Raw genomic sequence first — 26,334 nt, forward strand, 5'->3', positions numbered from 1 at the left:
GAAGGGGAAATCGGCTGATTATAACTGTCGCGCAGGTATACGCCCAGCGGCGGGTGGCGGATGGTAGAAAATGGTAGCGGGGAATGCCTGGGAAAGATGTAACCGCTCTTATCGAAATTGCTTCAAGCCACCTCGGCCTGATCGCCGGCAAGCCGGCTCTACCGGGCCTTGGACTGACTTGCCGCGATGCGACGGCATTTCCTCAGCTTCAGCCTCGGTTAAGCCAATCATTGTTATCATCGCCGCCTCTGAAACGACGAACCGCCAGCATGCCAGCTACCGCACCCTGCCCTGCCCGCGCCCTGCCCGACAGCTTCTTCGACCGCGACGCCCAGACGCTCGCCAAGGACCTGCTGGGTAAAGTCATCCGCCATCGCCACGGCGACCTGTGGCTGGCGGCGCGCATCATCGAAACCGAGGCCTACTACCTGACCGACAAAGGCAGCCACGCCTCGCTCGGCTACACAGACAAGCGCAAGGCACTGTTTCTCGATGGCGGGCACATCTACATGTACTACGCCCGCGGCGGCGATTCGCTGAATTTCAGCGCCCAGGGTCCAGGCAATGCGGTGCTGATCAAGTCGGGCTATCCGTGGGTGGACGCCCTTTCGGATGCCAACAGCCTGGCACGGATGCAACTGAACAACCCCGATGCCAGCGGCAACCTGCGCCCGGCCGAGCGCCTGTGTGCGGGCCAGACGTTGCTGTGCCGGGCGCTGGGCCTGAAGGTACCGCGCTGGGACGCCCAACGCTTCGACCCCGAAAACCTCTATGTCGAAGACTGCGACATACAGGTCCCTCGGATTGTTCAATGCGCCCGACTGGGCATTCCCACAGGCCGCGACGAGCATCTGCCGTACCGCTTCGTCGACGCCGAGTACGCCCGCTTCTGTACCCGGAACCCGCTGCGCCGGGGACAAGTCGAAGGGCATGATTTCTTCACTCTCGAACAAGGAAGCTGATAGATGGGCCAATGGCTCGATAGCCTGACTGGCTGGCTCAGCGCCAACCCTCAGTGGCTTGGCCTGGCAATTTTCCTGGTGGCCTGCGTGGAGTGCCTGGCCATCGCCGGCATCATCGTGCCAGGGACCGTGCTGCTGTTCGCCGTCGCCGTGCTCGCGGGTAGCGGCACGTTCGGCCTTGGCGAAACGCTGCTGCTCGGTTTCCTGGGCGGCCTGCTCGGCGATGCGATTTCGTACACGATCGGCAAGCACTTCCACCAGAACATCCGCCGCCTCCCCGTGTTGCGCCACCACCCGGAATGGATTGGCAGCGCCGAAAACTACTTCCAACGCTATGGCATCGCCAGCCTGCTGGTAGGCCGCTTCATCGGCCCGCTGCGCCCGATGCTGCCCATGGTCGCGGGCATGTTCGACATGCCCCTGCCGCGCTTTATTGCCGTCAGCCTGGTGGCGGGCGCCGGGTGGTCAGTGGCGTACCTGCTGCCAGGCTGGGCCACCGGTGCGGCCATGCGCCTGCCTCTGCCGGAAGGCTTCTGGCTGGATGCAGGAATCATCGGCGGCAGCCTTGCGGTGCTGATCGGTCTGAGTCTGAGCAGCAGCATTCGCGATCAACGTCATGGCACACGGCTGATCGCCGGCCTGAGCTTCCTGGCGCTGCTGGGACTGTTCCTTGGCTGGCCTTATCTGCATGAGTTCGATCAAGGCGTGATGAGCCTGGTCCAGGAGCACCGCAGCCAGGTCATCGATGGCGCCGTGGTGCTGGTGACCCGCCTGGGCGATTTCCGTACCCAGCTGTTCCTCGGAGGGTTGCTCACTGGCTTGCTGCTGCTTGCCCGCCAATGGCGCCATGCGCTGTTTGCCGGCGGCGCACTGATGGGAACGGCCATTGCCAACGGCACACTGAAATGGTTGTTCGCCCGGGCTCGACCTGAGGTGCTGACCGACCCATTGACCAGCTACAGCATGCCCAGCGGGCACAGTTCGGCCTCGTTCGCATTCTTCGTGGTGCTGGCGTTGCTGGCCGGACGCGGGCAGCCACCGAGGATGCGCCTGACCTGGGTGCTGCTGGGCTGCATTCCTGCCCTGGCCATTGCGCTGTCGCGAGTGTATCTGGGGGCGCACTGGCCGACTGATATTCTGGCCGGCGCATTGCTGGCTTGCTGCGTCTGCGCGGTCAGCCTGACGCTGGCCCAGCACCGCCAGCCGCTGGGTGCCTTGCCGCTGCGAGTGTGGTGGCTGGTGTTGCCGGCCTGTATCGCGCTACTGGCGTTCTTTGCCCTGCATGCGCTGCCTCAGGCGTTGTTGCGGTATCAGTATTGAGCCTGGCGGGGGTTGTTGGCGCCTGTGAGAGCGCGTACCGCCGGTGCGGCGCATCGCGAGCAAGGCTCGCTCCTACGCTAGTGAGGGGCCTTGCTCGAATCGATGACCTTCAGGCAAACAGCTCGCCCTGGATGCGCTCCAGCAGTTTCTGGATTTCAGCCAACCGCTCCTGAGGCGAGTCGATCGCCAGCAAGTCCAGCTTGTCCTCCTCCATGAACGGCAACAGATACGCCAGCTGATTAGACAAGGCCTGCCGCCCATCGACCTCCCGAGGCATGTCCAGAGCTTCGACCATCGGGTGCTCACCCAAGGCCACCAGCAACGCCAGCAGGTCATCATCGTGCTCGGTCAAAGGGCTGTCGGCCTGCTCCGGCAACCAATTGACTTCCCCGACCAACAACTGGTCCTTCTGCACCTCGGTCTGGCTCAGCTCGAAGCGTCGAACACCTTCCACACGAATACCCAGCAGGCCGTTCTCCTGCTGCACGAAATCGCGAATCATCGCTTCGCAGCCAATCGACGCGACCACTGGCGGCGCCTTGCCGACCTGCTCGCCTTCCAGGATGCAGACCACTCCAAAACCTTCGCCCTTCTTCATGCAGCGCCCGATCATGTCCAGGTAGCGCGCTTCGAAGATCTGCAAGTCGAGCAGGCAGCCGGGAAACAGCACGGTATTGAGGGGAAACAGCGGTAGCGTCATCACAACTCCTCAGGCCACCAGGCTGACGGCCAAGGGCAGGAATACTGCCGTGGCCACGCCCATCAGGCTCATCGCCAGCGCTGCGAAGGCGCCGCATTCGTCACTTTCCTGCAAGGCCACCGAGGTCCCCACGGCGTGCGCCGTGACGCCCAGGGACATGCCGCGCGCCTCGGGGTTGTGGACCCCGAAACGGGTCAGCAAGGCCGGGCCGAAGATCGCCCCGATCACCCCGGTAATCAACACGAACACCGCCGCCAACGCCGCCACGCCGCCGATCTGCTCGGCCACCAGCATGGCGATTGGCGAGGTCACCGACTTCGGCGCCATGGTCATCAGAATCATGTGTTCGGCGCCAAACCACCTGCCCAGCAGTAGGCAGGCCACAGTCGCGAACAAGCCTCCGACTACCAGCGTAGTAAATGTCGGCCAGAACAACTGCCGGATCCGTCGAAGGTTCAGATACAGCGGTACCGCCAAGGCTACCGTGGCCGGGCCCAGGAGGATGTTCATGATTTCGGTGCTCTTGCGGTATTCGGCGTAATCGATGCCGCAGGTCAGCAACACGCCGATCACCAGCACCATCGACACCAGCACTGGCTGCAGGAAGATCCAGCGAGTCTTCTCATAGGCGGCCAGCACGATCTGGTAGGCCCCCAGCGTGATGCCTATGCCGAACAGCGGGTGATGGATAACAGCATCGAGCGCGCCTTGCCAATCGAGGTTCATGGCCGCTCCTCGCCGCGCTGGCCTTGGCGCTGCATGAGCTTCTGCATGAGCACGCCGACGAACACCAGGGTCACCAGGCAAGAAATGAACAGAGCACCCACGATGGCCCAGAAATCGGCGGCGATATCCTTGGCATACACCATCACCCCCACCGCTGGTGGCACCAGCAACAGCGGCAAGTAGCGCAGCAGGCTGCTGGCCGCTTCGTTCAACGGCTGGCCCACTTCACCGCGGGCCATCAGGAAGCACAACAACAGCAGCAGACCGATGATCGGCCCCGGCAGGATCGGCACGAACAAATGGTTGATCGCCGTACCCAGCAGCTGAAACAGCACTAGCCAGGTCAAACCACGCAAAAGCATAAGCATCTCCTTCGGGCATGGTGGCCATTATAAGCACGCCCGACTGATAAGCCGATATTCGCCGAAAAGCTGGCAACTTGACTGGAACGGTTCATCGTGCTGATCTTGCACATTCGTACCAAAAGACAACTTGGAGAGTCGCGATGCCTTATGTACCGGTTACAGAGCTTTCGCAGTACGTTGGTAAGGAACTGGGGCGCTCCGCGTGGTTGAAGATCGACCAGCAGCGCATCAACCTGTTCGCCGAGGCCACCGGCGACTTTCAATTCATCCATGTCGACCCGGAAAAAGCCGCGAAAACCCCATTCGGCACGACCATCGCCCATGGTTTCCTGACCCTTTCGCTGATCCCCAAGCTCATGGAAGACATTCTGGTCATGCCAGAGGGCCTGAAGATGGTCGTCAACTATGGCCTGGACAGCGTGCGCTTCATCCAGCCAGTGAAAGTCGACAGCCGGGTGCGCCTGAAAGTCGAGTTGGTCGATGCCCTCGAGAAGAAACCAGGCCAGTGGCTGCTAAAGGCCACCGTCACACTGGAAATCGAGGGCGAAGAAAAACCGGCCTACATCGCCGAGCCGCTGTCGCTCTGTTTCGTTTGACCTCTCATCAGGGCCGCAAAGCGGCCCATTCTGCGGCATACTCGGCAGATCTATTGCCCGGATCCCGCCATGCGTCCACTGCTCCCCCTAGCCCTGACCCTGTTACTCGCTGCCTGCGGTGATGGCGAATCGCTTCTTCCGCCGGATGCACGTCTGCCTGACGGAGGGCGCTACCGCGGTGAAGTGGTCAATGGCTTGCTGCAGGGCGAAGGGCGTATCGACTACCCCAACGGCAGCTGGTACGCCGGCACGTTCAAGGATGGCCAATGGCACGGCCAAGGTGAGTGGCATGGACGCAACGGCGAGGTCTATCGAGGGCAATTCGCCGAAGGCCTGTTCCAGGGGCTGGGCGACCTGACGACGCCTGGCAGCCATTATGCCGGCACCTTCAGCCATGGCCGCCGGGACGGCGAGGGCACGCTCAAGCAAGCCGACCAGACCTACCGCGGCCAGTTCAAGGACGACCTGTACGAAGGCGCCGGCGAACTGGAACTGGCCGATGGCAGCCGCTACCAGGGCCTGTTCGCCAGGGGCAAGCCCAACGGGGCGGGCGTGCGCAGCGATGCCAGTGGCAACCAGTTCAGCGGCCGTTTCGTCGACGGCCTGCTGCAAGGCAGCGGCACCTACGACAGCGTCGATGGCGAACAGTACATCGGCGAATTCAAGGACAACCGCCTGGAAGGCCGAGGGCGCTATGAAAACGCCGACGGCGATGTCTGGATCGGCGAGTTCAAGGATGGATCGCTCAGCGGCGAAGGTGAGTTGTTGGGCAGCGATGGCAGCCACTACAAGGGCAACTTCGTCGATTGGCGCCTGTCTGGCCAGGGCAACCTGCAGTTGGCCGATGGCAGCCGTTATATCGGCAGTTTCCAGAATGACGCCTATCACGGCCGCGGCAAGCTGATACAGGCCAATGGCAAGGTCGAGGCCGGGTACTGGGTCAACGGTGTGCGCGTGCGCGACCAGAAAGGCACTTTGCTGCCCGACCCGCTGGACCTGGCCCTGCTCAATCAGGGCCGCCTGCTGGAAGACGCCCTGGCCAAGGTACCTCGCTCCGCCCCGCCCGTTCAGCTGTACAGCCTGGTGGTTGGCGGCGATGGCCAGCAAAGCGTCTTCCTGCGCGAAGCAGACTATGTCAGCAACATGCTCAAGGTGCGCTTCGGCGCCCGGGGCCAAGTCACCCTGGTCAACCATCGCGACCACATGACCACGCGCCCCATGGCCACCCGCGAGAACATCACCCGTGCCGCCCGCATCCTCGCCGAGCGCAGTGGCCCGGAGGACCTGGTGTTCATCTACCTGACCAGCCATGGCAGCCAGGACCACCAACTGGTACTCGACCAGCCGCGCCTGCAACTGGCCGACCTGTCCGCCGATGAACTGGCCAGCGCACTGGCTCCGCTCAAGGAACGCGACAAGGTGATCGTCATCTCCGCCTGCTATTCCGGTGGCTACATCACCCCGCTCAAGGATGATCGGACGGTCATCATGACCGCGGCACGTGCCGATCGGGTGTCCTTCGGCTGCTCCGAGGAAGCGGATTTCACCTACTTTGGCGACGCCCTGTTCGCCGAGGCGCTGAACCAGACCGACGATTTGAAACTGGCGTTTGAACTGGCCCGGACCAGCGTTGCCGAACGTGAACGAAGGGAAGGTTTCGAAGCCTCGGAGCCTCAGATATGGGCACCACCCGCAGTACTGGCACACTGGCAGCAGTTGCGCCGACAGCAGGCCGAGGAAGCCTTACGTAACGCGGCACAAGCCCCTGTGGGGGAGCAGGCAAAAAAGCCCGGCAACCACTAAGCTTGTGTGTAACAAGGGAGAGACATCATGTACTTGACGCCTCAGCATGTCCTGCTTGCCGGAGCCACGGGCCTGACGGGTGAACACCTGCTCGACCGCCTGCTCAACGAACCCACCATCAGCCGCGTGCTGGCGCCTACCCGCCGCCCCCTGGCCGAGCACCCACACCTGGAAAACCCGGTCGGCGACCCTGCAGTGTTTCTCCCCCAGCTGGCCGGCCGGGTCGACATCGCCTTCTGTTGCCTGGGGACCACCCTCAAGCAAGCGGGCTCCGAATCCGCCTTCCGCGCGGTCGACCTGGACATGGTCGTGGCATTCAGCAAGCGTGCCCGGGAAATGGGCGCTCGGCACCTGCTGGTGGTCAGCGCCCTGGGTGCCGATCCCAAGTCGTCGATTTTCTACAACCGGGTCAAGGGTGAAATGGAAGAAGCCCTCAAAGCCCAGGATTGGCCGCAACTGACCATCGTACGGCCGTCGCTGCTGCTGGGCGAACGTGTCGAGCCGCGGCTTGGCGAACGATTGGCGTCGCCATTTGCCCGTCTGATCCCAGGCAAGTACCGGGGCATCGAAGCCTGCACCCTGGCGCGGGCGCTCTGGCGGCTGGCGTTGGAGGAAGAGGACGGCGTGCGGATTATCGAGTCCGACGAGTTGCGAAGGCTGGGCAAGAAGTAGGCGCCGCCGAGGGCTTCTGCGCGGGTGAAACCGCTCGCACACGCCTTCTCGGCACTTTAGGCAGCAGACCTGCTTTGGGCCATCAAAGGCCGCCGGTGGCCTGAAACCCAACCCCCGCCGCCGTCAGCAGGGACAACGGCAGCAACAGGGTATCGAGCAACAGGCTACCCGGCAGGTCCAGCCCAGGATACGCCGGCGCCTCGGCGCCGAAGCGGTCCTTCGGGCAGCACCCGCCGTTGATCACGTACACGTCCAGACGCGTGCCGGCATATACCAGCGGTGCGCCCGGTTTGTTGGCATCCAGCGTACGCACCGTCGCACAACCGCCGAGCAACAGCGTGGCGAGCAGCCCGACCAGCGCCGGCTTCAATCATCGACCCCGAAGTGGTGCTCGCCCCAGCGCGGTAGCATGTCCTGCGGAATATTGAGCAGGTTGAGGATGCGCGCCACCACGAAGTCGACCAGGTCGTCGAGGGTCTGCGGCTGATGATAGAACCCCGGCGCCGCCGGCAAGATCACCGCCCCCATCTGCGACAGCTTGAGCATGTTTTCCAGGTGGATGGTCGAGAGCGGCGCCTCCCTCGGCACAAGAATCAACTGGCGACGCTCCTTGAGGGTGACATCCGCAGCCCGCTCGATCAGGTTGTTGCAAGCACCTGTAGCGATCGCCGACAACGTGCCGGTGGAACACGGCACCACCACCATTGCCGCCGGGGCTCCCGAACCGGAGGCGACTGGCGACATCCAGTCCTCCTTGCCATACACACGGATCTGCCCATCGGCTGCGCCAGTGTACTCGGTCAGAAACGCCTGCATGGCCTGGGGCTTGGCCGGCAACACCACGTCGGTTTCGGTGGACATGACCAGTTGCGCTGCCTTGGAAATCAGGAAGTGCACCTCACGGTCCTCGCGCACCAGGCAGTCGAGCAGGCGCAGGCCATACTGCGCCCCCGAGGCACCGGTCATGGCCAGTGTGATGCGTTCCGGCCCGCTCACTTCAAGGCCTCGGCCAGTTTGCCGTGCAGGCCGCCAAAGCCGCCGTTGCTCATGATCACCACATGGGTGCCCGGACGCGCCTGGCCCTTGACCCGCTCGATGATCGCCTCGAGGCTGTCCGCCACGATCGCCGGCACCTTGCACTGCGCAGCAGTGGCCGCCAGGTCCCAGCCCAGGTTAGGCGGCGCATACCAGATCACTTGGTCGGCATCCGTCACACTGCCGGGCAAACCCTCGCGGTGGGCGCCGAGTTTCATGGAATTGGAGCGAGGCTCGATCACGGCGATGATCGGCGCCTCGCCTACCCGCTTGCGCAGGCCATCAAGGGTGGTGGCAATGGCCGTCGGGTGGTGGGCGAAGTCGTCGTAGAGGGTCACGCCCTGCACTTCGGCGACCTTTTCCATGCGCCGCTTGACGCTCTTGAAGGCACTCAGGCCCTCGATCCCCATGGCCGGTACCACGCCCACATGGCGAGCGGCGGCCAGGGTCGCCAGCGCGTTGGCGACGTTGTGCTGGCCGGTCAGCGCCCAGTCCACCACGCCCTGCGCCTGACCTTCGAACAGCACTTCGAAGCGCGAACCATCGGCGCTGAGCAGCTTGGCTTGCCATTGGCCACCTTCGCCGGTGGTTTGCACCGGGGTCCAGCACCCCATGCCGATCACCCGCTCGAGTGCCGGCTCGGTGGTGGGATGAATGACCAGGCCCTCGCTGGGGATAGTGCGCACAAGATGGTGGAATTGCCGCTCGATGGACGCCAGATCAGGGAAGATATCCGCGTGATCGAACTCAAGGTTGTTCAGAATCGCAGTGCGTGGGTGGTAGTGGACGAACTTGGAGCGCTTGTCGAAGAAGGCGCTGTCGTACTCGTCAGCCTCGACCACGAAGAACGGGGTGTCGCCCAGGCGTGCGGACACCGAGAAGTTCTGCGGCACCCCGCCGATCAAAAAGCCCGGGCTCATGCCCGCATGCTCCAGCACCCAGGCCAGCATGCTGCTGGTGGTGGTCTTGCCGTGGGTACCCGCCACGGCCAGGACCCAACGCCCCTGCAAGACATGGTCGGCCAGCCACTGCGGGCCGGACACATATGGCAGGCCTTTGTTCAGCACGTACTCCACGGCCGGGTTGCCGCGCGACATGGCGTTACCGATGACTACCAGATCCGGCGCCGGGTCGAGCTGAGCCGGGTCGTAGCCCTGGGTCAGTTCGATGCCCTGGGCCTGGAGCTGGGTGCTCATCGGCGGATAGACGTTGGCGTCCGAGCCGGTGACGCGGTGGCCGAGCTCTTTGGCCAGCACCGCCAGCGAGCCCATGAATGTGCCGCAAATACCGAGAATGTGAATATGCATGGTCGACCTCGCAAAACTTCGAGGCAGGGTAGCCCAGGGCGCAGGAAATCGCACCCGCTGTTTCGCTCAGACGACCCTGGCGATGCCGTGTTTACGCAGTTTTCGATACAAGGTATTGCGGCTGATCCCCAGATGCTCGGCGACATGGGTCATGTGCCAGTGTTTTGCCTCTAATGTGGCCAGCAGCGTGTCGCGTTCGGCACTTTGCAGCGGCGCGCCCATCGCCAGCACGCCTCCGCCCTCAGCGGCGGTGTCGTCAACGTCGCGATCGAGGGTGGCGCCTTCGCGTACGATGGCAGGGAGATCGAGGTATTCGATGCGGCCGTCGTCACACAGCGCCACCAGAGTGCGCAGCACATTGCGCAGCTGCCGCACGTTCCCCGGCCAGGCGAAGCCCAATAATGCCTGACGCGCCTCGGGGGCCAATTGCACGACCTGCCCCTGCGACTCCTGGCGTAACAGGAACTCCAGCAACTGCTCTTTGTCGCTTCGCGCGCGCACCGCCGGCAGCGCTACTTCAAGGCCGTTGAGGCGGTAGTAAAGGTCTTCGCGGAAACAGCCCTGCTCAACCCGCTCGAGCAGGTCTCGGTGGGTGGCGCTGATGATGCGTACATCCACTGCCTGGGGCTCACCGCCGATGGGCACCACCTGGCGCTCTTCCAACACGCGCAGCAAGCGGGTTTGCAGGGCGAACGGCATGTCTCCGATTTCGTCCAGCAACAAGGTGCCGCCATCGGCCTGAAGCAGCTTGCCGCGCATGCCTTCCTTGCGCGCCCCAGTGAAACTCCCACCGCGATAGCCGAACAACTCGCTCTCGATCAGGCTCTCTGGGATCGAGGCGCAGTTGACCGCCACGAACGGCTTGCCACGGCGTTGGCTCGCCTGGTGCACGGCCTGGGCGAAGGCCTCTTTGCCACAGCCGGTCTCACCGCGCAGCAGCAAGGGTACATCACGCTCGAACACCCGCACCGACCTGCGAAACTCATGCTGCAGCGCCGGGTCGAGCAAGCAAATGCCCGGCTCTGCCACAGTGGGAGCCTGAGGCAAGCTCACCGGCACCGACCACGCCGGCGCCCGCGCCCGACCGCGCAGGCTGGCAAACACCAGGCGGCCATCACGGGTATGCAGCGGCCAGGCGGTGCTGCCCTGGGGCTGGGCCCGGCTGAACAAGTCGTCATGACTGCAGGCGAAGAACTGCTCCATCGGCTTGCCCAGCAACCCGCCACGAACGGTGCCCAACAGGTTCAGTGCGCTCTGGTTGGCCGCGCAGATGCGCCCTTCGCCATCGAAGGCCAGCAACCCTTCGCTGAACAGCCCCACCGACTCGGCCTGCAAGTGAAAGCGCAGCAGCCACTGCTGCTCGAAATGGCGCAGGAAGTAACAGCTTTCGATCATCTTGGCCGACAGGTTGACCAGCGCCATGGTGTGGAACTGGCTCTGGCGCGAGACGTCAGGCCGCGCCGACGACACATCGAGCACCGCCAGCAACTCGCCATGGGGGTCGAAGACCGGGCTCGCCGAGCATGTCAGCCCGGTGTGGCGGCCACGGAAGTGCTCGTTCTGGTGGATGGTCAACGCCTGGCGCTCGACCAGACACGTGCCGATGCCATTGGTGCCCTCACGGGCTTCGCTCCAGTCGGCGCCCAGCCACAGGCCGGCGCGCTCGAAACTGCGGCGCTCGGTAGGAGCAGTGACACAATTGAGGATGACCCCGCGAGCGTCGGTCAACAGCACCGCGTGGCCGGCACCGGAGAGTTGCTGATGCAGGCTGTTCATTTCGCTATCGGCGATCTTGAGCACCTGGCGCAGGCGCTCACGGCTCTCCAGCAGACGCCCATGCTCAAGCACCACAGGGGCTTCGATCAGCGCCGGATCGAGGTGATAGTCCTCCAGGCAACGCAGCCAGGAACGGGCGATGGAGGGATCGCTGCCGGCGCCGCCCGCCTCGCCGCGGGCGACGGTATGCACTTGCTGGGCATGGCTGCTGAACGGGTTGCTCTGCATTTGTTGTTGTTCTCCGCAGATAGAGATTCCCGTCAGCATCCTCCACCTGACCTTCCATTGCAATGGCACCGGGACTGCCCAGTCACACAGCGTGTCGCAAACGGTACAAAGTGTCACCCACCCCGTGCCAACGCTGGCACAGCACACGCCTGGCGCGCCTGTAAAACTGTCCCAACTCATTGATTTACAAGGGGTGCAAAGCACTGGCCCAACCTTTGCTCTACGCTTTACCAGCTCCCTAACAAACACAATAGCCAGGAGACACACCATGCGTTACGCACATCCCGGTACCGAAGGCGCGAAGATTTCCTTCAAGAGCCGCTACGGAAACTACATCGGTGGTGAGTTCGTTCCTCCGGTCAAGGGTGAGTACTTCACCAACACCTCTCCGGTGAACGGTCAGCCGATCGCCGAATTCCCTCGCTCCACTGCCGAAGACATCGAGAAAGCCCTGGACGCAGCCCACGCCGCTGCCGATGCCTGGGGCCGCACCTCGGTGCAGGACCGCTCGAACGTCCTGCTGAAGATCGCCGACCGCATCGAGCAAAACCTCGAAGTGCTGGCCATCACTGAAACCTGGGACAACGGCAAGCCGATCCGTGAAACCCTCAACGCCGACATTCCGCTGGCCGTCGATCACTTCCGCTACTTCGCCGGTTGCATCCGCGCCCAGGAAGGCGGCGCCGCCGAGATCAACGAAAACACCGTGGCCTATCACATCCACGAGCCGCTGGGCGTGGTCGGGCAGATCATCCCGTGGAACTTCCCGCTGTTGATGGCGGCCTGGAAACTCGCGCCGGCCTTGGCCGCTGGCAACTGCGTGGTGCTCAAGCCCGCCGAGCAGACCCCGCTGGGCATCACCGTGCTGCTCGAGCTGATTGGCGACCTGCTGCCCAAAGGCGTGCTAAACGTGGTGCAAGGCTATGGTCGCGAGGCCGGTGAGGCCCTGGCCACCAGCAAACGCATCGCCAAGATCGCCTTCACCGGCTCCACCCCGGTGGGCTCGCACATCCTCAAGTGCGCTGCCGAGAACATCATCCCGTCCACCGTCGAGCTGGGCGGCAAGTCGCCGAACGTGTACTTCGAAGACATCATGCAGGCCGAGCCGAGCTTCATCGACAAGGCCGCCGAAGGCATGGTGCTGGCGTTCTTCAACCAGGGCGAGGTCTGCACCTGCCCGTCGCGGGCGCTGGTGCAAGAGTCGATCTACTCGCAGTTCATGGAAGTGGTGATGAAGAAGGTGCTGCAGATCAAGCGCGGCGACCCGCTGGACACCGACACCATGGTCGGCGCCCAGGCCTCGCAGCAGCAATTCGAGAAAATTCTCTCGTACCTGGACATCGCCCAGGAAGAAGGCGCCGAGCTGCTCACCGGCGGCAAGGTGGAGAAACTCGAAGGGACCCTGGCCACCGGGTACTACATCCAGCCGACCCTGCTTAAGGGCACCAACAAGATGCGCGTGTTCCAGGAGGAAATCTTCGGCCCGGTCGTCAGCGTCACCACCTTCAAGGACGAAGCCGAGGCCCTGGCCATCGCCAACGACACCGAGTTCGGCCTCGGTGCTGGCGTGTGGACCCGCGACATCAACCGCGCCTACCGCATGGGCCGTGGCATCAAGGCAGGCCGCGTGTGGACCAACTGCTACCACCTGTACCCGGCGCATGCCGCGTTCGGTGGCTACAAGAAGTCCGGCGTCGGTCGTGAAACCCACAAGATGATGCTCGACCACTACCAGCAGACCAAGAACCTGCTGGTGAGCTACGACATCAACCCGCTGGGCTTCTTCTAGACCGCGTTGCCTTCTTCGCGGGTAGACCCGCTCCCACAGGGACCGCACAGGTTTCACTTCCAGTGCGGTCACCGTGGAAGCGGGCTCACCCGCGAGGGGGCCAGACCTGCGGCGTCAAAGCCAGGGCGGCATCCGTGCACCATCCGCTCTGGCTCGCTTCCTGCAACCTCTATCACCAAGGGCCGGAATCCTTCTGGCCACCAAGAAAAAAAACAGGTGAAACCATGCCAAGCGATCATTCCGCCGGCACGCCGGCAGGCTCTTCCGTCGACTTCGAAAAAGTCGGCTCGGATTATTTCCAGCAACGTGAACTGAAAAAAGGCGCCGCCGGCTGGGTCCTGCTGGTAGGCCTAGGCGTTGCCTATGTAATTTCCGGCGACTACGCCGGCTGGAACTTCGGCCTGGCCCAAGGTGGCTGGGGCGGCATGTTCCTGGCCACCCTGCTGATGGCCACCATGTACCTGTGCATGTGCTTTTCCCTGGCAGAGCTGTCCTCGATGATCCCCACCGCAGGCGGCGGCTATGGCTTTGCCCGCAGCGCCTTCGGGCCTTGGGGCGGTTTCCTGACCGGGACGGCCATCCTGATCGAATACGCCATCGCCCCGGCCGCCATCGCCGTGTTCATCGGCGCCTACTGCCAGTCGCTGTTCGGCATCGGCGGCTGGATGATCTACCTGGCGTTCTACATCGTGTTCATCGGGATCCACATCTTCGGGGTCGGCGAGGCACTGAAGCTGATGTTCATCATCACCGCGATCGCCGCCATCGCCCTGGCTGTCTTCTTGGTGGGCATGTTGCCCCATTTTGATGCAGCCAACCTGTTCGACATCGCCAAAACCGACGCGGTGGGCGCCAGCAGCTTCCTTCCATTCGGCTATGTCGGTGTGTGGGCGGCCATTCCCTACGCCATCTGGTTCTTCCTGGCTGTCGAGGGCGTGCCGCTGGCCGCTGAAGAAACCAAGAACCCGCGTCGCGACCTGCCGCGCGGCCTGATCGGTGCCATGCTGGTACTGCTGGCATTCGCCCTGCTGATTCTCGTGGTTGGCCCAGGTGGCGCGGGCTCCGAGGCCCTCAAGGCATCCGGCAACCCGCTGGTCGAGGCCTTGGCCAAAGCCTATGGCGGGTCCACCTGGATGGGCAGCTTCGTCAACCTCGTGGGCCTGGCTGGCCTGATCGCCAGTTTCTTCTCAATCATCTACGCGTACTCCCGGCAGATCTTCGCCCTGTCCCGCGCCGGCTATCTGCCGCGCAAACTCTCGGAAACCAACAAGAGCAAGGCACCGGTCTTGGCGCTGGTCATCCCCGGTATCATCGGTTTCGCACTGTCGCTGACCGGCCAAGGCGACCTGCTGATCCTGGTGGCAGTGTTTGGCGCCACCCTGTCCTACGTACTGATGATGGCCGCGCATATCACCTTGCGCATCCGCCGGCCGAAGATGGAGCGCCCCTACCGCACCCCCGGCGGCATCTTCACCTCCAGCGTGGCCCTGGTACTGGCCTGCATCGCAGTGGTCGCCGGTTTCCTGGTCGACCCGCGGGTGGTGATTGGCGCCGCGGTGATCTATGGAGTATTAATTGCCTACTTTGCTTTCTACAGCCGCCACCATCTGGTAGCGGGCACACCGGAAGAGGAATTCGCCGCGATTCAGAAGGCTGAAGAGGCCCTGCACTGATCGCCGACACCCGTCGCGGGCCACGCCCGCGGCGCTCTGGAGAATCTGTATGGCAAGTTTCGTACACACCGTGGGCCATCTGGTCTACCGCTTCGACAGCCTCAAAGAGGTCATGGCCAAGGCCAGCCCGGCGCGTTCGGGTGATTACCTGGCCGGTGTCGCCGCCAGCAACGACGGTGAACGGGTCGCCGCGCAAATGACCCTGGCCAATATCCCGCTCACTCACTTTCTCAACGAAGCGCTGATTCCCTACGAAGAAGACGAAGTCACCCGCCTGATCGTCGATACCCATGACGCCGAGGCGTTCGCAGCGGTCAGCCACCTGACCGTGGGCGGCCTGCGCGACTGGCTGCTCAGCGACCAGGCCAACGAAGACAGCCTGCGTGCCCTGGCCCCGGGCCTGACGCCGGAAATGGCCGCGGCGGTGTCGAAGATCATGCGGGTGCAGGACCTGGTGCTGGTGGCTCAGAAAATTCGCGTGGTCACTCGTTTTCGCGGCACCATGGGCCTGCGCGGTCGCCTGTCCACCCGCCTGCAGCCCAACCACCCCACCGACGAACCCGCGGGGATCGCCGCCAGCATCCTCGACGGTTTGCTGTACGGCAATGGCGACGCCATGATCGGCATCAACCCGGCCACCGACAGCATCGCGTCGATCTGCGCCCTGCTGGAAATGCTCGACGCCATCATCCAGCGCTACGACATCCCCACCCAGGCCTGCGTGCTGACCCACGTCACCACCTCGATCGAAGCGATCAACCGTGGCGTGCCGCTGGACCTGGTGTTCCAGTCGATTGCCGGCACCGAGGCAGCCAACGCAGGCTTTGGCATCAACCTAAACGTCCTGCAGGAAGGCTACGAAGCGGGTCTTTCGCTCAAGCGCGGCACCCTCGGGCAAAACCTCATGTACTTCGAAACCGGCCAGGGCAGCGCGCTGTCGGCCAATGCCCACCACGGTGTCGACCAGCAAACCTGCGAAACCCGCGCCTACGCCGTGGCCAGGCACTTCAAGCCATTTCTGGTGAACACGGTGGTCGGTTTCATCGGCCCGGAGTACCTGTACAACGGCAAGCAGATCATCCGCGCCGGCCTCGAGGACCATTTCTGCGGCAAGCTGCTCGGCGTGCCCATGGGCTGCGACATCTGCTACACCAACCACGCCGAAGCCGACCAGGACGACATGGACACCCTGCTGACCCTGCTGGGTGTAGCCGGGATCAACTTCATCATGGGTATCCCCGGCTCCGACGACATCATGCTCAATTACCAGACCACCTCGTTCCACGACGCGCTGTATGCGCGCCAGACCCTGGGCCTCAGACCCGGCCCCGAATTCGAGGCCTGGCTCGAGCGTACCGGCATCTTCACCCAGGCCGACGGCCGGGTGCGTTTCGGTGACAACCTGCCGCCGGCTTTCCGCCAGGCTTTGGCACAGCTTGCATAGGGATGACCATGGACCATCGCACGCCTACCCCTGACAACCCCTGGCTGGCCCTGCGCAACCTGACCCCGGCACGCATCGCCCTAGGCCGCGCCGGCACCAGTCTGCCGACCGGCGCCCAGTTGGATTTCCAGTTTGCCCATGCCCAGGCCCGCGACGCGGTACACCTGCCCTTCGACCATGAAGGCCTGAGCACTCAGCTCAGCGACCGTGGTCGCGAGAGCCTGGTGCTGCACAGCGCGGCCAGCGACCGTCACCAGTACCTGCAACGGCCCGACCTCGGTCGGCGCCTGAACGAAGACTCGGCAGCCTTGCTGCGCCAGCATGCTCAAGCCAACCCGGGTGGCGTCGACCTTGCCATCGTGGTGGCCGATGGGCTCTCGGCCCTGGCCGTGCACCGCCATACCCTGCCCTTCTTGACCCGATTCGAAGAGCAGGCGGCCGCCGACGGCTGGACCAGCGCCCCGGTAGTGCTGGTCCAGCAAGGGCGGGTTGCGGTGGCCGACGAAGTGGGCGAGCTGCTGGGTGCCCGCATGACCGTCATGCTGATCGGCGAACGACCAGGGCTCAGTTCCCCTGACAGCCTTGGGCTGTACTTCACCTACGCGCCAAAAGTCGGTCTGACCGACGCCTACCGCAACTGCATCTCCAACGTGCGCCTGGAAGGGCTGAGCTACGGCATGGCCGCTCACCGTCTGCTATACCTGATGCGCGAAGCCTGTCGCCGGCAATTGTCCGGAGTGAATCTGAAGGACGAAGCCGAGGTCCATAGCCTCGACAGTGAACATGCCCCCAGCCCAAAAGGTAACTTCCTGCTGGGAAAAGGGTAAAAAACATGTCACGGAAGGCGGATTGCGCTCGAAGCCCGCATTGGGCAGGATGCCATCAGAGCCACTGGCAATCCGCTGTTTCCCCAAATGGACTCTGAGGGCTGCACATGCGCATCATCAAGGCAACGCTGGAACACCTCGACCTGCTGACCCCGCTGTTCGTCAAATACCGTGAGTTCTATGGGCAACTGCCCTACCCGGACAGTTCACGCAGCTTCCTGGAAAAACGCCTGAAACGCGACGAGTCAGTGATCTACCTGGCGCTACCGGATGACGACGACCACAGGCTGCTGGGCTTCTGCCAGCTCTACCCAAGTTTTTCGTCGCTGTCGCTCAAGCGCGTCTGGATTCTCAACGACATCTACGTGGCCGAGGACTCACGACGCATGCTGGTGGCCGACCACCTGATACGTGAAGCCAAGAAAATGGCCAAGGACACCAATGCCGTGCGCATGCGGGTATCCACCAGCGCCAACAACGAAGTGGCACGCAAGACGTACGAGTCGATCGGCTTTCGCAAGGACACCGAGTTCGAGAGCTACGTGCTGCCGATCCAGTTGGATTGAAGCCAGTCGCCAACCTCTGAAAAGCTGGCACGACGCCTGTGGGAGGGGCGGTACGGCGATTGGCCTAGATTGCCTGCACGGCGGATATAACCGCTCCCACAGGCTCAGCTGAATCGGCTGGTCCGCCGTCGCCCGTTGGTAACCCCCCGCTACAATCTCTCCGGGCACGATTCCTACTTCGCCGTATAATGCCTCCCTCTGTCATGTGTGAATTTTTACCCATTGCGCGGTAAACAAGCCCACGCCCTTGGCATTGTCCGTCATCGCGTGCCCGTCGTAGCGGGTCAAGAACACAGGTGCTGTACATGGATTTCAACCCGCTGGACCTCATCCTGCATCTCGATGCGTACCTCGATCTGCTGGTCACCAATTACGGTCCCTGGATCTACGCCATCCTGTTCACCGTGATTTTCTGCGAGACCGGCCTGGTGGTGATGCCGTTCCTGCCGGGCGACTCGCTGCTGTTCATCGCAGGGGCCGTTGCCGCGGGCGGTGGCATGGACCCGGTGCTCCTGGCAGGCCTGCTGATGGCGGCGGCAATCATGGGCGACAGCACCAACTACATCATCGGGCGAACCGCGGGCGAACGGCTGTTCAACAACCCCGAGTCGAAGATATTCCGTCGTGACTACCTGCAGCGCACCCACGAGTTCTACGAACGCCATGGCGGCAAGACCGTGACCCTGGCGCGCTTCCTGCCGATCCTGCGCACCTTCGCGCCCTTCGTGGCCGGCATAGCCCACATGCACTACCCGCGCTTTTTGGCCTTCAGCGTCGCGGGCTCGGTACTTTGGGTCGGAGGCCTGGTGACCTTGGGCTTCTTCTTCGGCAACGTGCCGTTCATCAAGCAGCACCTGTCGCTGATGGTGGTGGCCATCATCTTCCTGTCGCTAGTGCCGATGATCCTCGGCTTGCTGCGCAGCCGCCTGGGCCGCGCGGCCAAGGCCCACTGACCACAGCCCATGTGGTCGTTGAGCGCCTGGCGGCGCAAGCGCACCCTGGCGCGCTTCCCGGTCACCGCACAGCAGTGGCAGGTGGTCCGCGACCATCTGCCGATGCTCGATGGCATCAGTGATGAAGAGGACCGCTGGCTGCGCGAGGCCTGCATCCTCTTCCTGCACGACAAACACCTCACCACCCTGCCCGGCGTCGAACTCAGTGACGAACAGCGCCTGTTCCTCGCCGCCCAGGCACAACTGCCGCTGATGCACCTGGGTGACCTGAACTGGTACCAGGGTTTTCACGAAATCATCCTCTACCCCGACGATTTCAAAAGCCCCCAGCGCCACCGTGACAGCAGCGGTGTCGAGCACGTCTGGGATGCCGAGCACAGCGGTGAGGCCTGGCAGCAGGGCCCGGTGATCATGGCGTGGCCCGGCGTGCTGGCCAGCGGTGGCTGGGAGGCCTACAACCTGGTCATCCACGAGCTGGCACACAAGCTCGACATGCTCAACGGCGATGCCAACGGCCTGCCTCCGCTGCACAGCGGCATGCACATAGAGCATTGGGCCAGCGCCATGCAAGCGGCCTACGACGACCTCAACCGGCAACTGGATGCCGACCCCGACGCAGAGACCGCCATCGACCCTTATGCCGCCGAGAACCCGGCGGAGTTCTTTGCCGTCAGCAGCGAATACTTCTTCAGCGCTCCCGACCTGCTGCAGGGCAGTTATCCACAGGTGTACCATCAACTGTCGCTGTTCTACCGGCAGGACCCGCTGGCCCGCCTGACCCGGCTGTTGGCGGAGCATCCGGACTACCGCGAAAGCCACGCCTGATGCGGCCGCACATCAGGCCAGGCGTGGCATGCCCGGGCAGAATGTGCCTATAATCGCCGCCACTTTTTTGATCAAACACGGGGGCATAGCCCAATGAGCTACAGCAAGATCCCGGCTGGCAAAGACCTGCCGAACGACATCTACGTCGCCATCGAGATCCCGGCCAACCACGCGCCGATCAAATACGAGATCGACAAGGACAGCGACACCCTGTTCGTTGACCGCTTCATGGCCACCCCGATGTTCTACCCAGCCAACTACGGCTACATCCCCAACACCCTGGCTGACGACGGTGATCCGCTGGACGTGCTGGTCGTTACCCCCTACCCGGTTGCCCCAGGCTCGGTCATCCGCGCCCGTCCGGTTGGCGTCCTGCACATGGACGACGAAAGCGGTGGCGATGCCAAAGTCCTGGCCGTACCACACGACAAGCTGAGCCAGCTGTACGTCGACGTGAAGGAATACACCGACCTGCCAGCCCTGCTACTGGAGCAAATCAAGCACTTCTTCGAGAACTACAAAGACCTCGAGAAAGGCAAGTGGGTCAAGGTCAAGGGCTGGGCAGGCGCCGACGCCGCCCGCGCCGAGATCACCAAATCGGTTGCAGCCTACAAGGGCTGATACCGATTGGAAAAAAAACCCCGCTTCGGCGGGGTTTTTTGTAAGCGAAATTCAAACCTCGAAGGTTGGCTGTAAGTAATCCTACTTAGTCCTAATCCATTTCCCACAACTCAGGCAGCTTGCCGTAGTTCGCATCAACATCAGGTTCATTTCCCCGCTGGCACTCGGTCGTTACACTCGCTGTCATGAATACATCCGGTGAACGCTTAAGGGCCCTGCTCAGGGAATGCGGTCTGACCCCTTCCGACCTTGCCGCCTTGCGTCATGTGTCGGCCCAGCACGTCAACAACTGGTTCAAGCGCGGCGTCCCACTGGCCCGACTAGACGAACTGGCCGAGCTGTTCTGCGTAAACCGACGCTGGCTACACACAGGCGATGGCCCCAAGCACCCGACGTCCATCTTGCGTCAGCCCAGACAACCAGAGGCTGGCGAAGGGTTGGTTGCCGTGTCGACGATGGATGGGCGGCTGCTGCCAGTACCCTTGCACGAACTGCACGAAGGCAAGCTGGTACCCATCAAAGGCAAATACCTGCGCCTCCCTGCGCAAGCGCTGCAGAAACTCGGCGTCGCCGCCAGCCAGACCGTCTGCATGATCATGCCGGCCACTAACATGGCGCCGCTGATCCCAGGAAACGCCCTGTTGGCCATCGACCTTAGCCTGACCGACGTGATCGAAGGCGAAACCTATGCCTTGCTGCATAACGGCACGCTCAGGGTGAACTGCCTGAGCCTGGGCCAATCGGGGACCCTGTGCCTGCACAGCCACGACCGTCGAAATCACGCGGTCGAACGCTACACCCCCGCGCAGCTAAGAAGCCAGGACCTGAAAATTCTAGGCTGGGTATTCCACTGGTCACATTTTCGCCAGAAGCGCGCCGAATGAAACAACCTGTGCCATTTTTCGCTGGGCATCCAGCGCCAGCCCTAGTATGCTACGCGCCACATCAGCCCCGACCGGTGCAAACCGCGATCCAGAGGGCTTGGCGACGTCTCACACAGCCGTCTGCCATCTCTATTCTGGCCGAGTGCCAACACGATTAAGGCGATTGCGGCTTACCAAAAATTAGCCAAGACCGTCCCCGAGAAGCCGGCCACAAGCCGGCTTTTTAATTGCCCAAAATAATCTCCTCCCATCCTAGTCACCGCCTAGATAAGGTTTACGCAGATCAAATTCGCCCTCTTCAAAAGTTAATTCATTAAACATCCCACACCTCTAAATCAAATCGTACAAGGACAGTTCGACAAGAACTGCTCCGCTTCCTGCCTTAACTGCCGGGCTCGAGAGGCCGGCAGGCCTGATGTTCGCAACGCTCACTGCCAAACATCCATCTGACGCCTACTAGGCTCTGTCTGAGATCCCAAGAAACTGAAATGTGGCCCCGGAACAGCCGGGGTTCTGTACAGTCGCCGGCCATCTGCGGAAAGGAATTCTGTGATGGCAAAGCGTTATTAACTCTCGGATGAGGCGTGGGCAGTGGTCGCCGATCTCTTTACGGCAGCCCACGTCAGGGGCAGGCCCCGCAGCAGTGATCGCTTGATGCTCGATGGTGTGCTCTGGGTGCTGTGCTCAGGAGCAGCCTGGCGAGATATGCCCGAGCGCTTCGGGTCTTGGGCGACGGTCTATCACCGCTTCCGGGTCTGGCGAAACCGCGGAACATTCGATCAGATGCTCAGACGATTGCACCTCAGACTCAATGACAAAGGCTGGATCGATCCCCACACCTGGATGATCGATTCGACCGCTGTTCGAGCAACCCGTGCTTCATCTGGAGCGCGGAAAAAAGGGGGCCTGACGAGCCTACCGATCACGCTCTAGGCCGCAGTCGCGGCGGACTGACAACCCAAATTCATATGCTCTGCGATGCCAACGGGATACCGTTGCGCTTCCTTCTCTCTGGCGGCCAAGCCAGCGACATCAGCTATGCCCAGCCGTTACTTGATGATGTCAGCATCCCGACAAACCAGCGTGGTCGTCCACGCAAACGATGCAAATGGTTGCTGTCTGACAAAGGCTACGACGCCGAGGCCTTGCGCCGTTACTGCGATCGATATCGGATGCAGCCGGTCATTCCGCTGCGCTCAATGAAACGCAAGCCCAAACCCGGCTTGCCAAGACTGTTTGACCGCCCAAAATATCGACAGCGCAACATCATCGAACGCATGTTCGGCTGGCTAAAAGAGAACCGCCGAATCGTCACGCGCTTCGACAAGCTCGCAAAAAGTTATGCCGCAATGGTCTCGCTGGCTTGTGTCATGCGGTGTATGCGACGGCTTTTTTCAGACAGAGCCTAGGCTCAAGCACCTACTGGTTAGCCAGTCTAGAAAGCAGCGCAGCTAGAGTTTCTTCGCACGAATATCCATCAAAGCCTTCTCAAGAGATCTTAAGTCATCTGGGTCTTTGAATCTTGCCTTTGAGCGCAACCACTTATCGACTGCATTATTACGACCACTTGATAGCAAATCGCCCTCCGCGGTAATTTCGCTACTCATAATCACACGCTTTACTAATTTCCCGCTCTCATCACTTACCCGACAATTCAAAAGACCATTACTTTCCATGAACAAAAATAGGTTTCCAAGAGCTCTACCAATGCTTGCATGCCACTCTGGTATATTAGCATATGCTTCAAGCACACCATCTATATCCCATACTGGATAGTCGCTCATTCAATCTCTCCTAACGACCTCTGAAATGCCCGCCACAGGTACTAGTTTCCCAGTGGAGCGATCTTTAAACATATTTACCACCCGTCGCTAATATTCGACGCTCTTTAAGAATCTGGTCCGTTTTATCAGCCGTCATACTCGTAACCTCGTAGGTTTTGGCCTCTCCGCTCTCGATCACAACTGTGTCTACCCGCCGGCGTTCACCAGTATGAGGGTCTTTGACTGACTTCCCGCTTGCATCCCGCAGATAACACTCACTCTGAATAGTCGCATTTGGATGCTGCGTTTTAATTTCCGCATTGAATTCCTGATGGCGGCGATCCCCATCAATCGCATTCTTGATCCGCTTCAGTCCCCACGGATCGATCCAATCAATAGGGTTCGGAACATACTCATAGAGGTTGAAACCACCAACGTAGCTAATCGGATCCTGGCTCACAAACCGCCCGACCCTCGGATCATAGTACCGATACCGGTTGTAATGCAGCCCGGTCTCATGATCGTGGTACTGCCCCTGGAAGCGAATCGGGTTGCTCATCCCAACCTGCTTGGCCCAGTCCGAACGCACCTCGCGCACGTCACCCCACGCCTTGTACTGCCCCGCCCACGCCACCTCTCCGTGGTGGTCGGTCAGCTCCATCGGCGTACCGAGGTGATCGCACTGGTACCAGGCAATCGCATCGATCGGCTGCGGTTTCACTTCGTGCTGCCACAGCGGGTCCTGGTCGATGTCGTATTCGCGTCCACGCCAGTCCGGCTGCCGTAACAAGCGAATCGGTGCCTTGCGCAGGGCCTGCGCGACGGGCACGAAGCTGCCCGGTTCGTACAGGTAGTGCACGGTCCGCCCGGTCTCGCCTTCGTCCTGCGGTGGCGAGCTTTCCCAGGCGAGGTTGTCGCCATCCCAGCCGTACAGCGTGTAACCGCAACCCAGTTCGCGCTGGCGCTTGGCGCGTTGCATCTGGTTCCAGCCGCTGCCCGCACGGGGATCGTCGTAGTGATGCGCGGTCGAGTGTTTGTGCAGGCGACGGCCCAGCGCGTCGTAGCTGTACGCCACGCTGAGCTTGCCATCGTCGAAGCGGACCAGACGGTCGAACAGGTCCCAGGTCAGGCGGGCCTTGTCGCCGTTGTGCAGGCGGTGGATGAGGTTGCCGCGTTCGTCGTACTGGTAATGCGTGCCGGCGTACTCGCGCAGCAGGTTTCCGGACGGGTCGAAGGCGAAGGTCTGCACACCCAGGCGACCCACCGGTTTTCTTCTTGTAAAGCTTTATGAGCTTACCGTTTTTAGCACCTCATCGAACCACTGGAGCTGAATGCCGCTTCACACTCTTTGTGTCCTGCCGAAGGCTTTAGCTTTATCATGATCAACGTGCTCCCTGGCCGAGATTCTGTTGTACATGCCTTACTCATACGAGCGACCAGGCCGTCGACGTCCATCGCCTCCGGTAGGTAGCTGCCTGGACTGTAGCGGAAGCTGGTCTTGCATGCGCTCGCCAGCCGATCCAGCGGCCCTACTTGTCCGAATCGCGACTCAATGCAGTGTGAGCGAGTCTAATTCTGACGGAGGCAATTGACAGTGCGTCGACCACCATATATTGGCCGCAAAAATGCATTAATCTTTACAGCCAGACCTGAGCCATACTCCGTAATAACCTTAACAGGAGCTAAAGTCACAATGCATCTAACAGCAAACAAATCACGCCACAATCAACGCCTTATTTCCAAGAGCGCCCTTTCCAACATTTTCATATCTGGAGGAGTTTTCTGAGCCCCCTTCGAAGCCAGCCATCTATGAACAGGGTTTTTAGGACCAAATGCTATACTTCTACCCTCATCTGTAAGCTCACTAAATTTTACCTTCCTCTTTATTATCTGCCCCCTCTCATTTGTCACCCTACAACAAAGCAGGCCATTCATCTCAAGGAATCTGAACAGTTCCTCTAACGTATTATTTACACTAGCCTCCCATTCCGGGATATCCTTGTAAGACTCTAAAATACCATCGACATCCCACATTACAAAGTTTTCAGACATCACTCCCTCCTATGCAATTTAGACAGCCCCGAGACTGGCACAAGCTCTTGAGTACTTCTATCCCTAATATAGCTACCGCCCGCGGCCAAGATTCGTCTTTCTTTAGCCTGCCGCTCCATTTTGTTAGCGGCCATACTGGTGACTTCATAAGTTGTTGCAGTACCGTTTTCAATGACAACTGTATCGACTCGTCGACGTTCGCCAGTCACTGGATCTCTGACGGAACGACCAGTCACATCCCTCAAATAACATTCGCTCTGAATTGAAGCAGTTGGGTGTTTAGCTTTAATTTCCGCATTGAACTCCTGATGGCGGCGATCCCCATCAATCGCATTCTTGATCCGCTTCAGTCCCCACGGATCGATCCAATCAATAGGGTTCGGAACATACTCATAGAGGTTGAAACCGCCGCCGTAGCTAACCGGATCCTGGCTCACAAACCGCCCAACCCTCGGATCATAGTACCGATACCGGTTGTAATGCAGCCCGGTCTCATGATCGTGGTACTGCCCCTGGAAGCGAATCGGGTTGCTCATCCCAACCTGCTTGGCCCAGTCCGAACGCACCTCGCGCACGTCACCCCACGCCTTGTACTGCCCCGCCCACGCCACCTCTCCGTGGTGGTCGGTCAGCTCCATCGGCGTGCCGAGGTGATCGCACTGGTACCAGGCAATCGAATCGATCGGCTGCGGCTTCACTTCGTGTTGCCACAGCGGGTCCTGGTCGATGTCGTATTCGCGTCCACGCCAGTCCGGCTGCCGTAACAGGCGAATCGGTGCCTTGCGCAGCGCCTGCGCGACGGGCACGAAGCTGCCCGGTTCGTACAGGTAATGCACGGTCCGCCCGGTCTCGCCTTCGTCCTGCGGCGGCGAGCTTTCCCAGGCGAGGTTGTCGCCATCCCAGCCGTACAGGGTGTAACCGCAACCCACTTCGCGCTGGCGCTTGGCGCGTTGCATCTGGTTCCAGCCACTACCCGCAAGCAGTTACAAACATCACGGCAAAGACAGCGTGCTGTACCGAGTCAAGCGCAAAATCGAATACGCCACGGCGCAGCTGCGTGCCAAGGTCGAGCATCCCTTCCAGGTGATCAAGGTGCGCTTCAATCATCGTAAGGTTCGCTACCGTGGACTGGAAAAGAATACGGCGCAGTTGTTCAGTCTGTTTGGGTTGGCCAATCTGGTACTGGCCAAGCGGTATTTGCAACGGACGCCGGGATAAGTCCGTCTGAAAGGCGGGGCTGGCCCGCTAACTCAGCAAAATCAGGATAGAAATCGGCCCAAGAAACACAGAGTAAGGCCAGTAGGTTGGAAAAACCGGCTTGAAAATGGGGACGGTAAGAAACGGCTAATTGTTCAGCGTCTCCGTATCGAAATGATGACGGCAATGATAGCCAAGCACCATGAGAAACCCATCTTTAATTCAATAGCCTCTGAATCTGCCCCTAACT

At 61.4% G+C, this 26,334-nt stretch carries 24 protein-coding genes and 3 pseudogenes; 16 read left to right on the forward strand and 11 right to left on the reverse strand.

What is annotated here, in order from left to right:
* The first annotated feature begins 269 nt into the window (after nucleotides 1-269).
* Both IF103_RS21380 and IF103_RS21385 read left to right on the forward strand, forming a co-directional pair.
* Complete coding sequence (locus tag IF103_RS21380) at nucleotides 270-962, forward strand: DNA-3-methyladenine glycosylase (RefSeq protein ID WP_023382534.1); 693 nt, start codon at nucleotides 270-272, stop codon at nucleotides 960-962.
* 3 nt (nucleotides 963-965) lie between these two features.
* Nucleotides 966-2,282: a bifunctional DedA family/phosphatase PAP2 family protein gene (locus IF103_RS21385; RefSeq protein WP_023382535.1), complete on the forward strand. Its 1,317-nt coding sequence runs from the start codon at nucleotides 966-968 to the stop codon at nucleotides 2,280-2,282.
* Between the two features lie 109 nt (nucleotides 2,283-2,391).
* On the opposite strand, the gene IF103_RS21390 is transcribed toward IF103_RS21385, so the two are convergent.
* From IF103_RS21390 to IF103_RS21400, 3 genes are read right to left on the reverse strand one after another with little or no spacing between them, the layout of a single operon-like run.
* Entirely contained in the window at nucleotides 2,392-2,982 is a 591-nt protein-coding gene (locus tag IF103_RS21390; protein ID WP_023382536.1) for an LON peptidase substrate-binding domain-containing protein, read from the reverse strand.
* Nucleotides 2,983-2,991: 9 nt separating this feature from the next.
* Complete coding sequence (locus tag IF103_RS21395) at nucleotides 2,992-3,708, reverse strand: LrgB family protein (protein WP_023382537.1); 717 nt, start codon at nucleotides 3,706-3,708, stop codon at nucleotides 2,992-2,994.
* On the reverse strand, nucleotides 3,705-4,070 hold the full coding sequence (locus IF103_RS21400; RefSeq protein WP_023382538.1) for a CidA/LrgA family protein: 366 nt from the start codon (nucleotides 4,068-4,070) through the stop codon (nucleotides 3,705-3,707). The genes IF103_RS21395 and IF103_RS21400 overlap by 4 nt, the downstream gene beginning before the upstream one ends.
* A 143-nt stretch (nucleotides 4,071-4,213) precedes the next feature.
* Between IF103_RS21400 and IF103_RS21405 the strand changes: the two genes are divergently transcribed.
* The 3 genes from IF103_RS21405 to IF103_RS21415 all read left to right on the forward strand — a co-directional run bounded on the left by IF103_RS21405 (nucleotide 4,214) and on the right by IF103_RS21415 (nucleotide 7,144).
* The gene (locus IF103_RS21405) at nucleotides 4,214-4,669 is read left to right on the forward strand and encodes a MaoC family dehydratase (protein WP_027907495.1); all 456 of its coding nucleotides are present in this window, start codon (nucleotides 4,214-4,216) and stop codon (nucleotides 4,667-4,669) included.
* Between the two features lie 69 nt (nucleotides 4,670-4,738).
* Nucleotides 4,739-6,472, forward strand: coding sequence for a C13 family peptidase (locus IF103_RS21410; RefSeq protein WP_023382540.1), 1,734 nt, complete (start codon nucleotides 4,739-4,741; stop codon nucleotides 6,470-6,472).
* Between the two features lie 27 nt (nucleotides 6,473-6,499).
* Nucleotides 6,500-7,144: an oxidoreductase gene (locus IF103_RS21415; protein WP_023382541.1), complete on the forward strand. Its 645-nt coding sequence runs from the start codon at nucleotides 6,500-6,502 to the stop codon at nucleotides 7,142-7,144.
* An 82-nt stretch (nucleotides 7,145-7,226) separates the two neighbouring features.
* On the opposite strand, the gene IF103_RS21420 is transcribed toward IF103_RS21415, so the two are convergent.
* The 4 genes from IF103_RS21420 to IF103_RS21435 form a co-directional block, all read right to left on the reverse strand.
* Complete coding sequence (locus tag IF103_RS21420; RefSeq protein ID WP_023382542.1) at nucleotides 7,227-7,514, reverse strand: YceK/YidQ family lipoprotein; 288 nt, start codon at nucleotides 7,512-7,514, stop codon at nucleotides 7,227-7,229.
* Entirely contained in the window at nucleotides 7,511-8,140 is a 630-nt protein-coding gene (gene ubiX / locus IF103_RS21425) for a flavin prenyltransferase UbiX (RefSeq protein ID WP_023382543.1), read from the reverse strand. Before ubiX ends, IF103_RS21420 begins: the two co-directional genes overlap by 4 nt.
* The gene (mpl, locus tag IF103_RS21430) at nucleotides 8,137-9,486 is read right to left on the reverse strand and encodes a UDP-N-acetylmuramate:L-alanyl-gamma-D-glutamyl-meso-diaminopimelate ligase (protein WP_023382544.1); all 1,350 of its coding nucleotides are present in this window, start codon (nucleotides 9,484-9,486) and stop codon (nucleotides 8,137-8,139) included. Before mpl ends, ubiX begins: the two co-directional genes overlap by 4 nt.
* A 66-nt stretch (nucleotides 9,487-9,552) precedes the next feature.
* A complete protein-coding gene (locus IF103_RS21435) occupies nucleotides 9,553-11,490 on the reverse strand; it encodes a sigma-54-dependent Fis family transcriptional regulator (protein ID WP_023382545.1) in 1,938 nt (645 codons plus the stop codon).
* A gap of 268 nt (nucleotides 11,491-11,758) precedes the next feature.
* Between IF103_RS21435 and exaC the strand changes: the two genes are divergently transcribed.
* The 10 genes from exaC (at nucleotide 11,759) to IF103_RS21485 (ending at nucleotide 22,481) form a co-directional block, all read left to right on the forward strand.
* Nucleotides 11,759-13,279 carry an acetaldehyde dehydrogenase ExaC gene (exaC, locus tag IF103_RS21440; RefSeq protein ID WP_023382546.1) on the forward strand — a complete coding sequence of 507 codons (1,521 nt, stop codon included), beginning with the start codon at nucleotides 11,759-11,761 and terminating at the stop codon, nucleotides 13,277-13,279.
* A 224-nt stretch (nucleotides 13,280-13,503) separates the two neighbouring features.
* The gene (gene eat, locus IF103_RS21445; RefSeq protein ID WP_023382547.1) at nucleotides 13,504-14,952 is read left to right on the forward strand and encodes an ethanolamine permease; all 1,449 of its coding nucleotides are present in this window, start codon (nucleotides 13,504-13,506) and stop codon (nucleotides 14,950-14,952) included.
* Between the two features lie 49 nt (nucleotides 14,953-15,001).
* Nucleotides 15,002-16,396 (forward strand): ethanolamine ammonia-lyase subunit EutB, encoded by a 1,395-nt coding sequence (locus IF103_RS21450; RefSeq protein WP_104881204.1) that lies wholly within the window; start codon nucleotides 15,002-15,004, stop codon nucleotides 16,394-16,396.
* Nucleotides 16,397-16,404: 8 nt separating this feature from the next.
* On the forward strand, nucleotides 16,405-17,223 hold the full coding sequence (eutC, locus tag IF103_RS21455; protein WP_023382549.1) for an ethanolamine ammonia-lyase subunit EutC: 819 nt from the start codon (nucleotides 16,405-16,407) through the stop codon (nucleotides 17,221-17,223).
* Between the two features lie 107 nt (nucleotides 17,224-17,330).
* Entirely contained in the window at nucleotides 17,331-17,789 is a 459-nt protein-coding gene (locus IF103_RS21460; RefSeq protein WP_023382550.1) for a GNAT family N-acetyltransferase, read from the forward strand.
* A gap of 305 nt (nucleotides 17,790-18,094) precedes the next feature.
* Nucleotides 18,095-18,742 (forward strand): DedA family protein, encoded by a 648-nt coding sequence (locus IF103_RS21465; RefSeq protein WP_023382551.1) that lies wholly within the window; start codon nucleotides 18,095-18,097, stop codon nucleotides 18,740-18,742.
* A gap of 9 nt (nucleotides 18,743-18,751) precedes the next feature.
* On the forward strand, nucleotides 18,752-19,567 hold the full coding sequence (locus tag IF103_RS21470) for a M90 family metallopeptidase (RefSeq protein WP_186599082.1): 816 nt from the start codon (nucleotides 18,752-18,754) through the stop codon (nucleotides 19,565-19,567).
* Nucleotides 19,568-19,660: 93 nt separating this feature from the next.
* Nucleotides 19,661-20,188: an inorganic diphosphatase gene (gene ppa / locus IF103_RS21475; RefSeq protein WP_023382553.1), complete on the forward strand. Its 528-nt coding sequence runs from the start codon at nucleotides 19,661-19,663 to the stop codon at nucleotides 20,186-20,188.
* 185 nt (nucleotides 20,189-20,373) lie between these two features.
* Nucleotides 20,374-21,072 (forward strand): LexA family transcriptional regulator, encoded by a 699-nt coding sequence (locus tag IF103_RS21480; protein ID WP_027907493.1) that lies wholly within the window; start codon nucleotides 20,374-20,376, stop codon nucleotides 21,070-21,072.
* A 591-nt stretch (nucleotides 21,073-21,663) separates the two neighbouring features.
* Nucleotides 21,664-22,481, forward strand: a protein-coding gene (locus IF103_RS21485) for an IS5 family transposase (protein ID WP_502709909.1) whose coding sequence is annotated in 2 segments (ribosomal slippage) — nucleotides 21,664-21,960 and nucleotides 21,963-22,481 — 816 coding nt in all. Because the reading frame shifts where the segments join, the coding sequence is not laid out codon by codon here.
* 42 nt (nucleotides 22,482-22,523) lie between these two features.
* Here the strand turns inward: IF103_RS21485 and IF103_RS21490 are convergent.
* From IF103_RS21490 to IF103_RS21505, 4 genes and pseudogenes are all read right to left on the reverse strand, one after another.
* Nucleotides 22,524-22,856 carry a hypothetical protein gene (locus IF103_RS21490; RefSeq protein ID WP_148299937.1) on the reverse strand — a complete coding sequence of 111 codons (333 nt, stop codon included), beginning with the start codon at nucleotides 22,854-22,856 and terminating at the stop codon, nucleotides 22,524-22,526.
* A gap of 345 nt (nucleotides 22,857-23,201) precedes the next feature.
* Nucleotides 23,202-24,105 (reverse strand): annotated as a pseudogene (locus IF103_RS21495) (RHS repeat-associated core domain-containing protein); the annotation flags it as partial.
* Between the two features lie 455 nt (nucleotides 24,106-24,560).
* On the reverse strand, nucleotides 24,561-24,887 hold the full coding sequence (locus IF103_RS21500) for a hypothetical protein (protein WP_202675662.1): 327 nt from the start codon (nucleotides 24,885-24,887) through the stop codon (nucleotides 24,561-24,563).
* 344 nt (nucleotides 24,888-25,231) lie between these two features.
* Nucleotides 25,232-25,864, reverse strand: a pseudogene (locus IF103_RS21505) (RHS repeat-associated core domain-containing protein); the annotation flags it as partial.
* On the opposite strand from IF103_RS21505, the pseudogene IF103_RS21510 reads away from it, so the two are divergent.
* Nucleotides 25,863-26,105 (forward strand): annotated as a pseudogene (locus IF103_RS21510) (transposase); the annotation flags it as partial. The pseudogenes IF103_RS21505 and IF103_RS21510 overlap by 2 nt on opposite strands.
* Nucleotides 26,106-26,334 lie beyond the last annotated feature (229 nt).

This window comes from Pseudomonas sp. SK2 (assembly GCF_016772395.1).
GTDB classification, from domain to species: domain Bacteria; phylum Pseudomonadota; class Gammaproteobacteria; order Pseudomonadales; family Pseudomonadaceae; genus Aquipseudomonas; species Aquipseudomonas taiwanensis.

Bases quoted from the DNA above. Each gene is read 5' to 3' on its own strand.
- IF103_RS21380 (WP_023382534.1), top strand. From the start codon at position 270: ATGCCAGCTACCGCACCCTGCCCTGCCCGCGCCCTGCCCGACAGCTTC.
- IF103_RS21385 (WP_023382535.1), top strand. From the start codon at position 966: ATGGGCCAATGGCTCGATAGCCTGACTGGCTGGCTCAGCGCCAACCCT.
- IF103_RS21390 (WP_023382536.1), bottom strand. From the start codon at position 2,982: ATGACGCTACCGCTGTTTCCCCTCAATACCGTGCTGTTTCCCGGCTGC.
- IF103_RS21395 (WP_023382537.1), bottom strand. From the start codon at position 3,708: ATGAACCTCGATTGGCAAGGCGCGCTCGATGCTGTTATCCATCACCCG.
- IF103_RS21400 (WP_023382538.1), bottom strand. From the start codon at position 4,070: ATGCTTTTGCGTGGTTTGACCTGGCTAGTGCTGTTTCAGCTGCTGGGT.
- IF103_RS21405 (WP_027907495.1), top strand. From the start codon at position 4,214: ATGCCTTATGTACCGGTTACAGAGCTTTCGCAGTACGTTGGTAAGGAA.
- IF103_RS21410 (WP_023382540.1), top strand. From the start codon at position 4,739: ATGCGTCCACTGCTCCCCCTAGCCCTGACCCTGTTACTCGCTGCCTGC.
- IF103_RS21415 (WP_023382541.1), top strand. From the start codon at position 6,500: ATGTACTTGACGCCTCAGCATGTCCTGCTTGCCGGAGCCACGGGCCTG.
- mpl (WP_023382544.1), bottom strand. From the start codon at position 9,486: ATGCATATTCACATTCTCGGTATTTGCGGCACATTCATGGGCTCGCTG.
- IF103_RS21435 (WP_023382545.1), bottom strand. From the start codon at position 11,490: ATGCAGAGCAACCCGTTCAGCAGCCATGCCCAGCAAGTGCATACCGTC.
- exaC (WP_023382546.1), top strand. From the start codon at position 11,759: ATGCGTTACGCACATCCCGGTACCGAAGGCGCGAAGATTTCCTTCAAG.
- eat (WP_023382547.1), top strand. From the start codon at position 13,504: ATGCCAAGCGATCATTCCGCCGGCACGCCGGCAGGCTCTTCCGTCGAC.
- IF103_RS21450 (WP_104881204.1), top strand. From the start codon at position 15,002: ATGGCAAGTTTCGTACACACCGTGGGCCATCTGGTCTACCGCTTCGAC.
- eutC (WP_023382549.1), top strand. From the start codon at position 16,405: ATGGACCATCGCACGCCTACCCCTGACAACCCCTGGCTGGCCCTGCGC.
- IF103_RS21460 (WP_023382550.1), top strand. From the start codon at position 17,331: ATGCGCATCATCAAGGCAACGCTGGAACACCTCGACCTGCTGACCCCG.
- IF103_RS21465 (WP_023382551.1), top strand. From the start codon at position 18,095: ATGGATTTCAACCCGCTGGACCTCATCCTGCATCTCGATGCGTACCTC.
- IF103_RS21470 (WP_186599082.1), top strand. From the start codon at position 18,752: ATGTGGTCGTTGAGCGCCTGGCGGCGCAAGCGCACCCTGGCGCGCTTC.
- ppa (WP_023382553.1), top strand. From the start codon at position 19,661: ATGAGCTACAGCAAGATCCCGGCTGGCAAAGACCTGCCGAACGACATC.
- IF103_RS21480 (WP_027907493.1), top strand. From the start codon at position 20,374: ATGAATACATCCGGTGAACGCTTAAGGGCCCTGCTCAGGGAATGCGGT.
- IF103_RS21490 (WP_148299937.1), bottom strand. From the start codon at position 22,856: ATGAGCGACTATCCAGTATGGGATATAGATGGTGTGCTTGAAGCATAT.
- IF103_RS21500 (WP_202675662.1), bottom strand. From the start codon at position 24,887: ATGTCTGAAAACTTTGTAATGTGGGATGTCGATGGTATTTTAGAGTCT.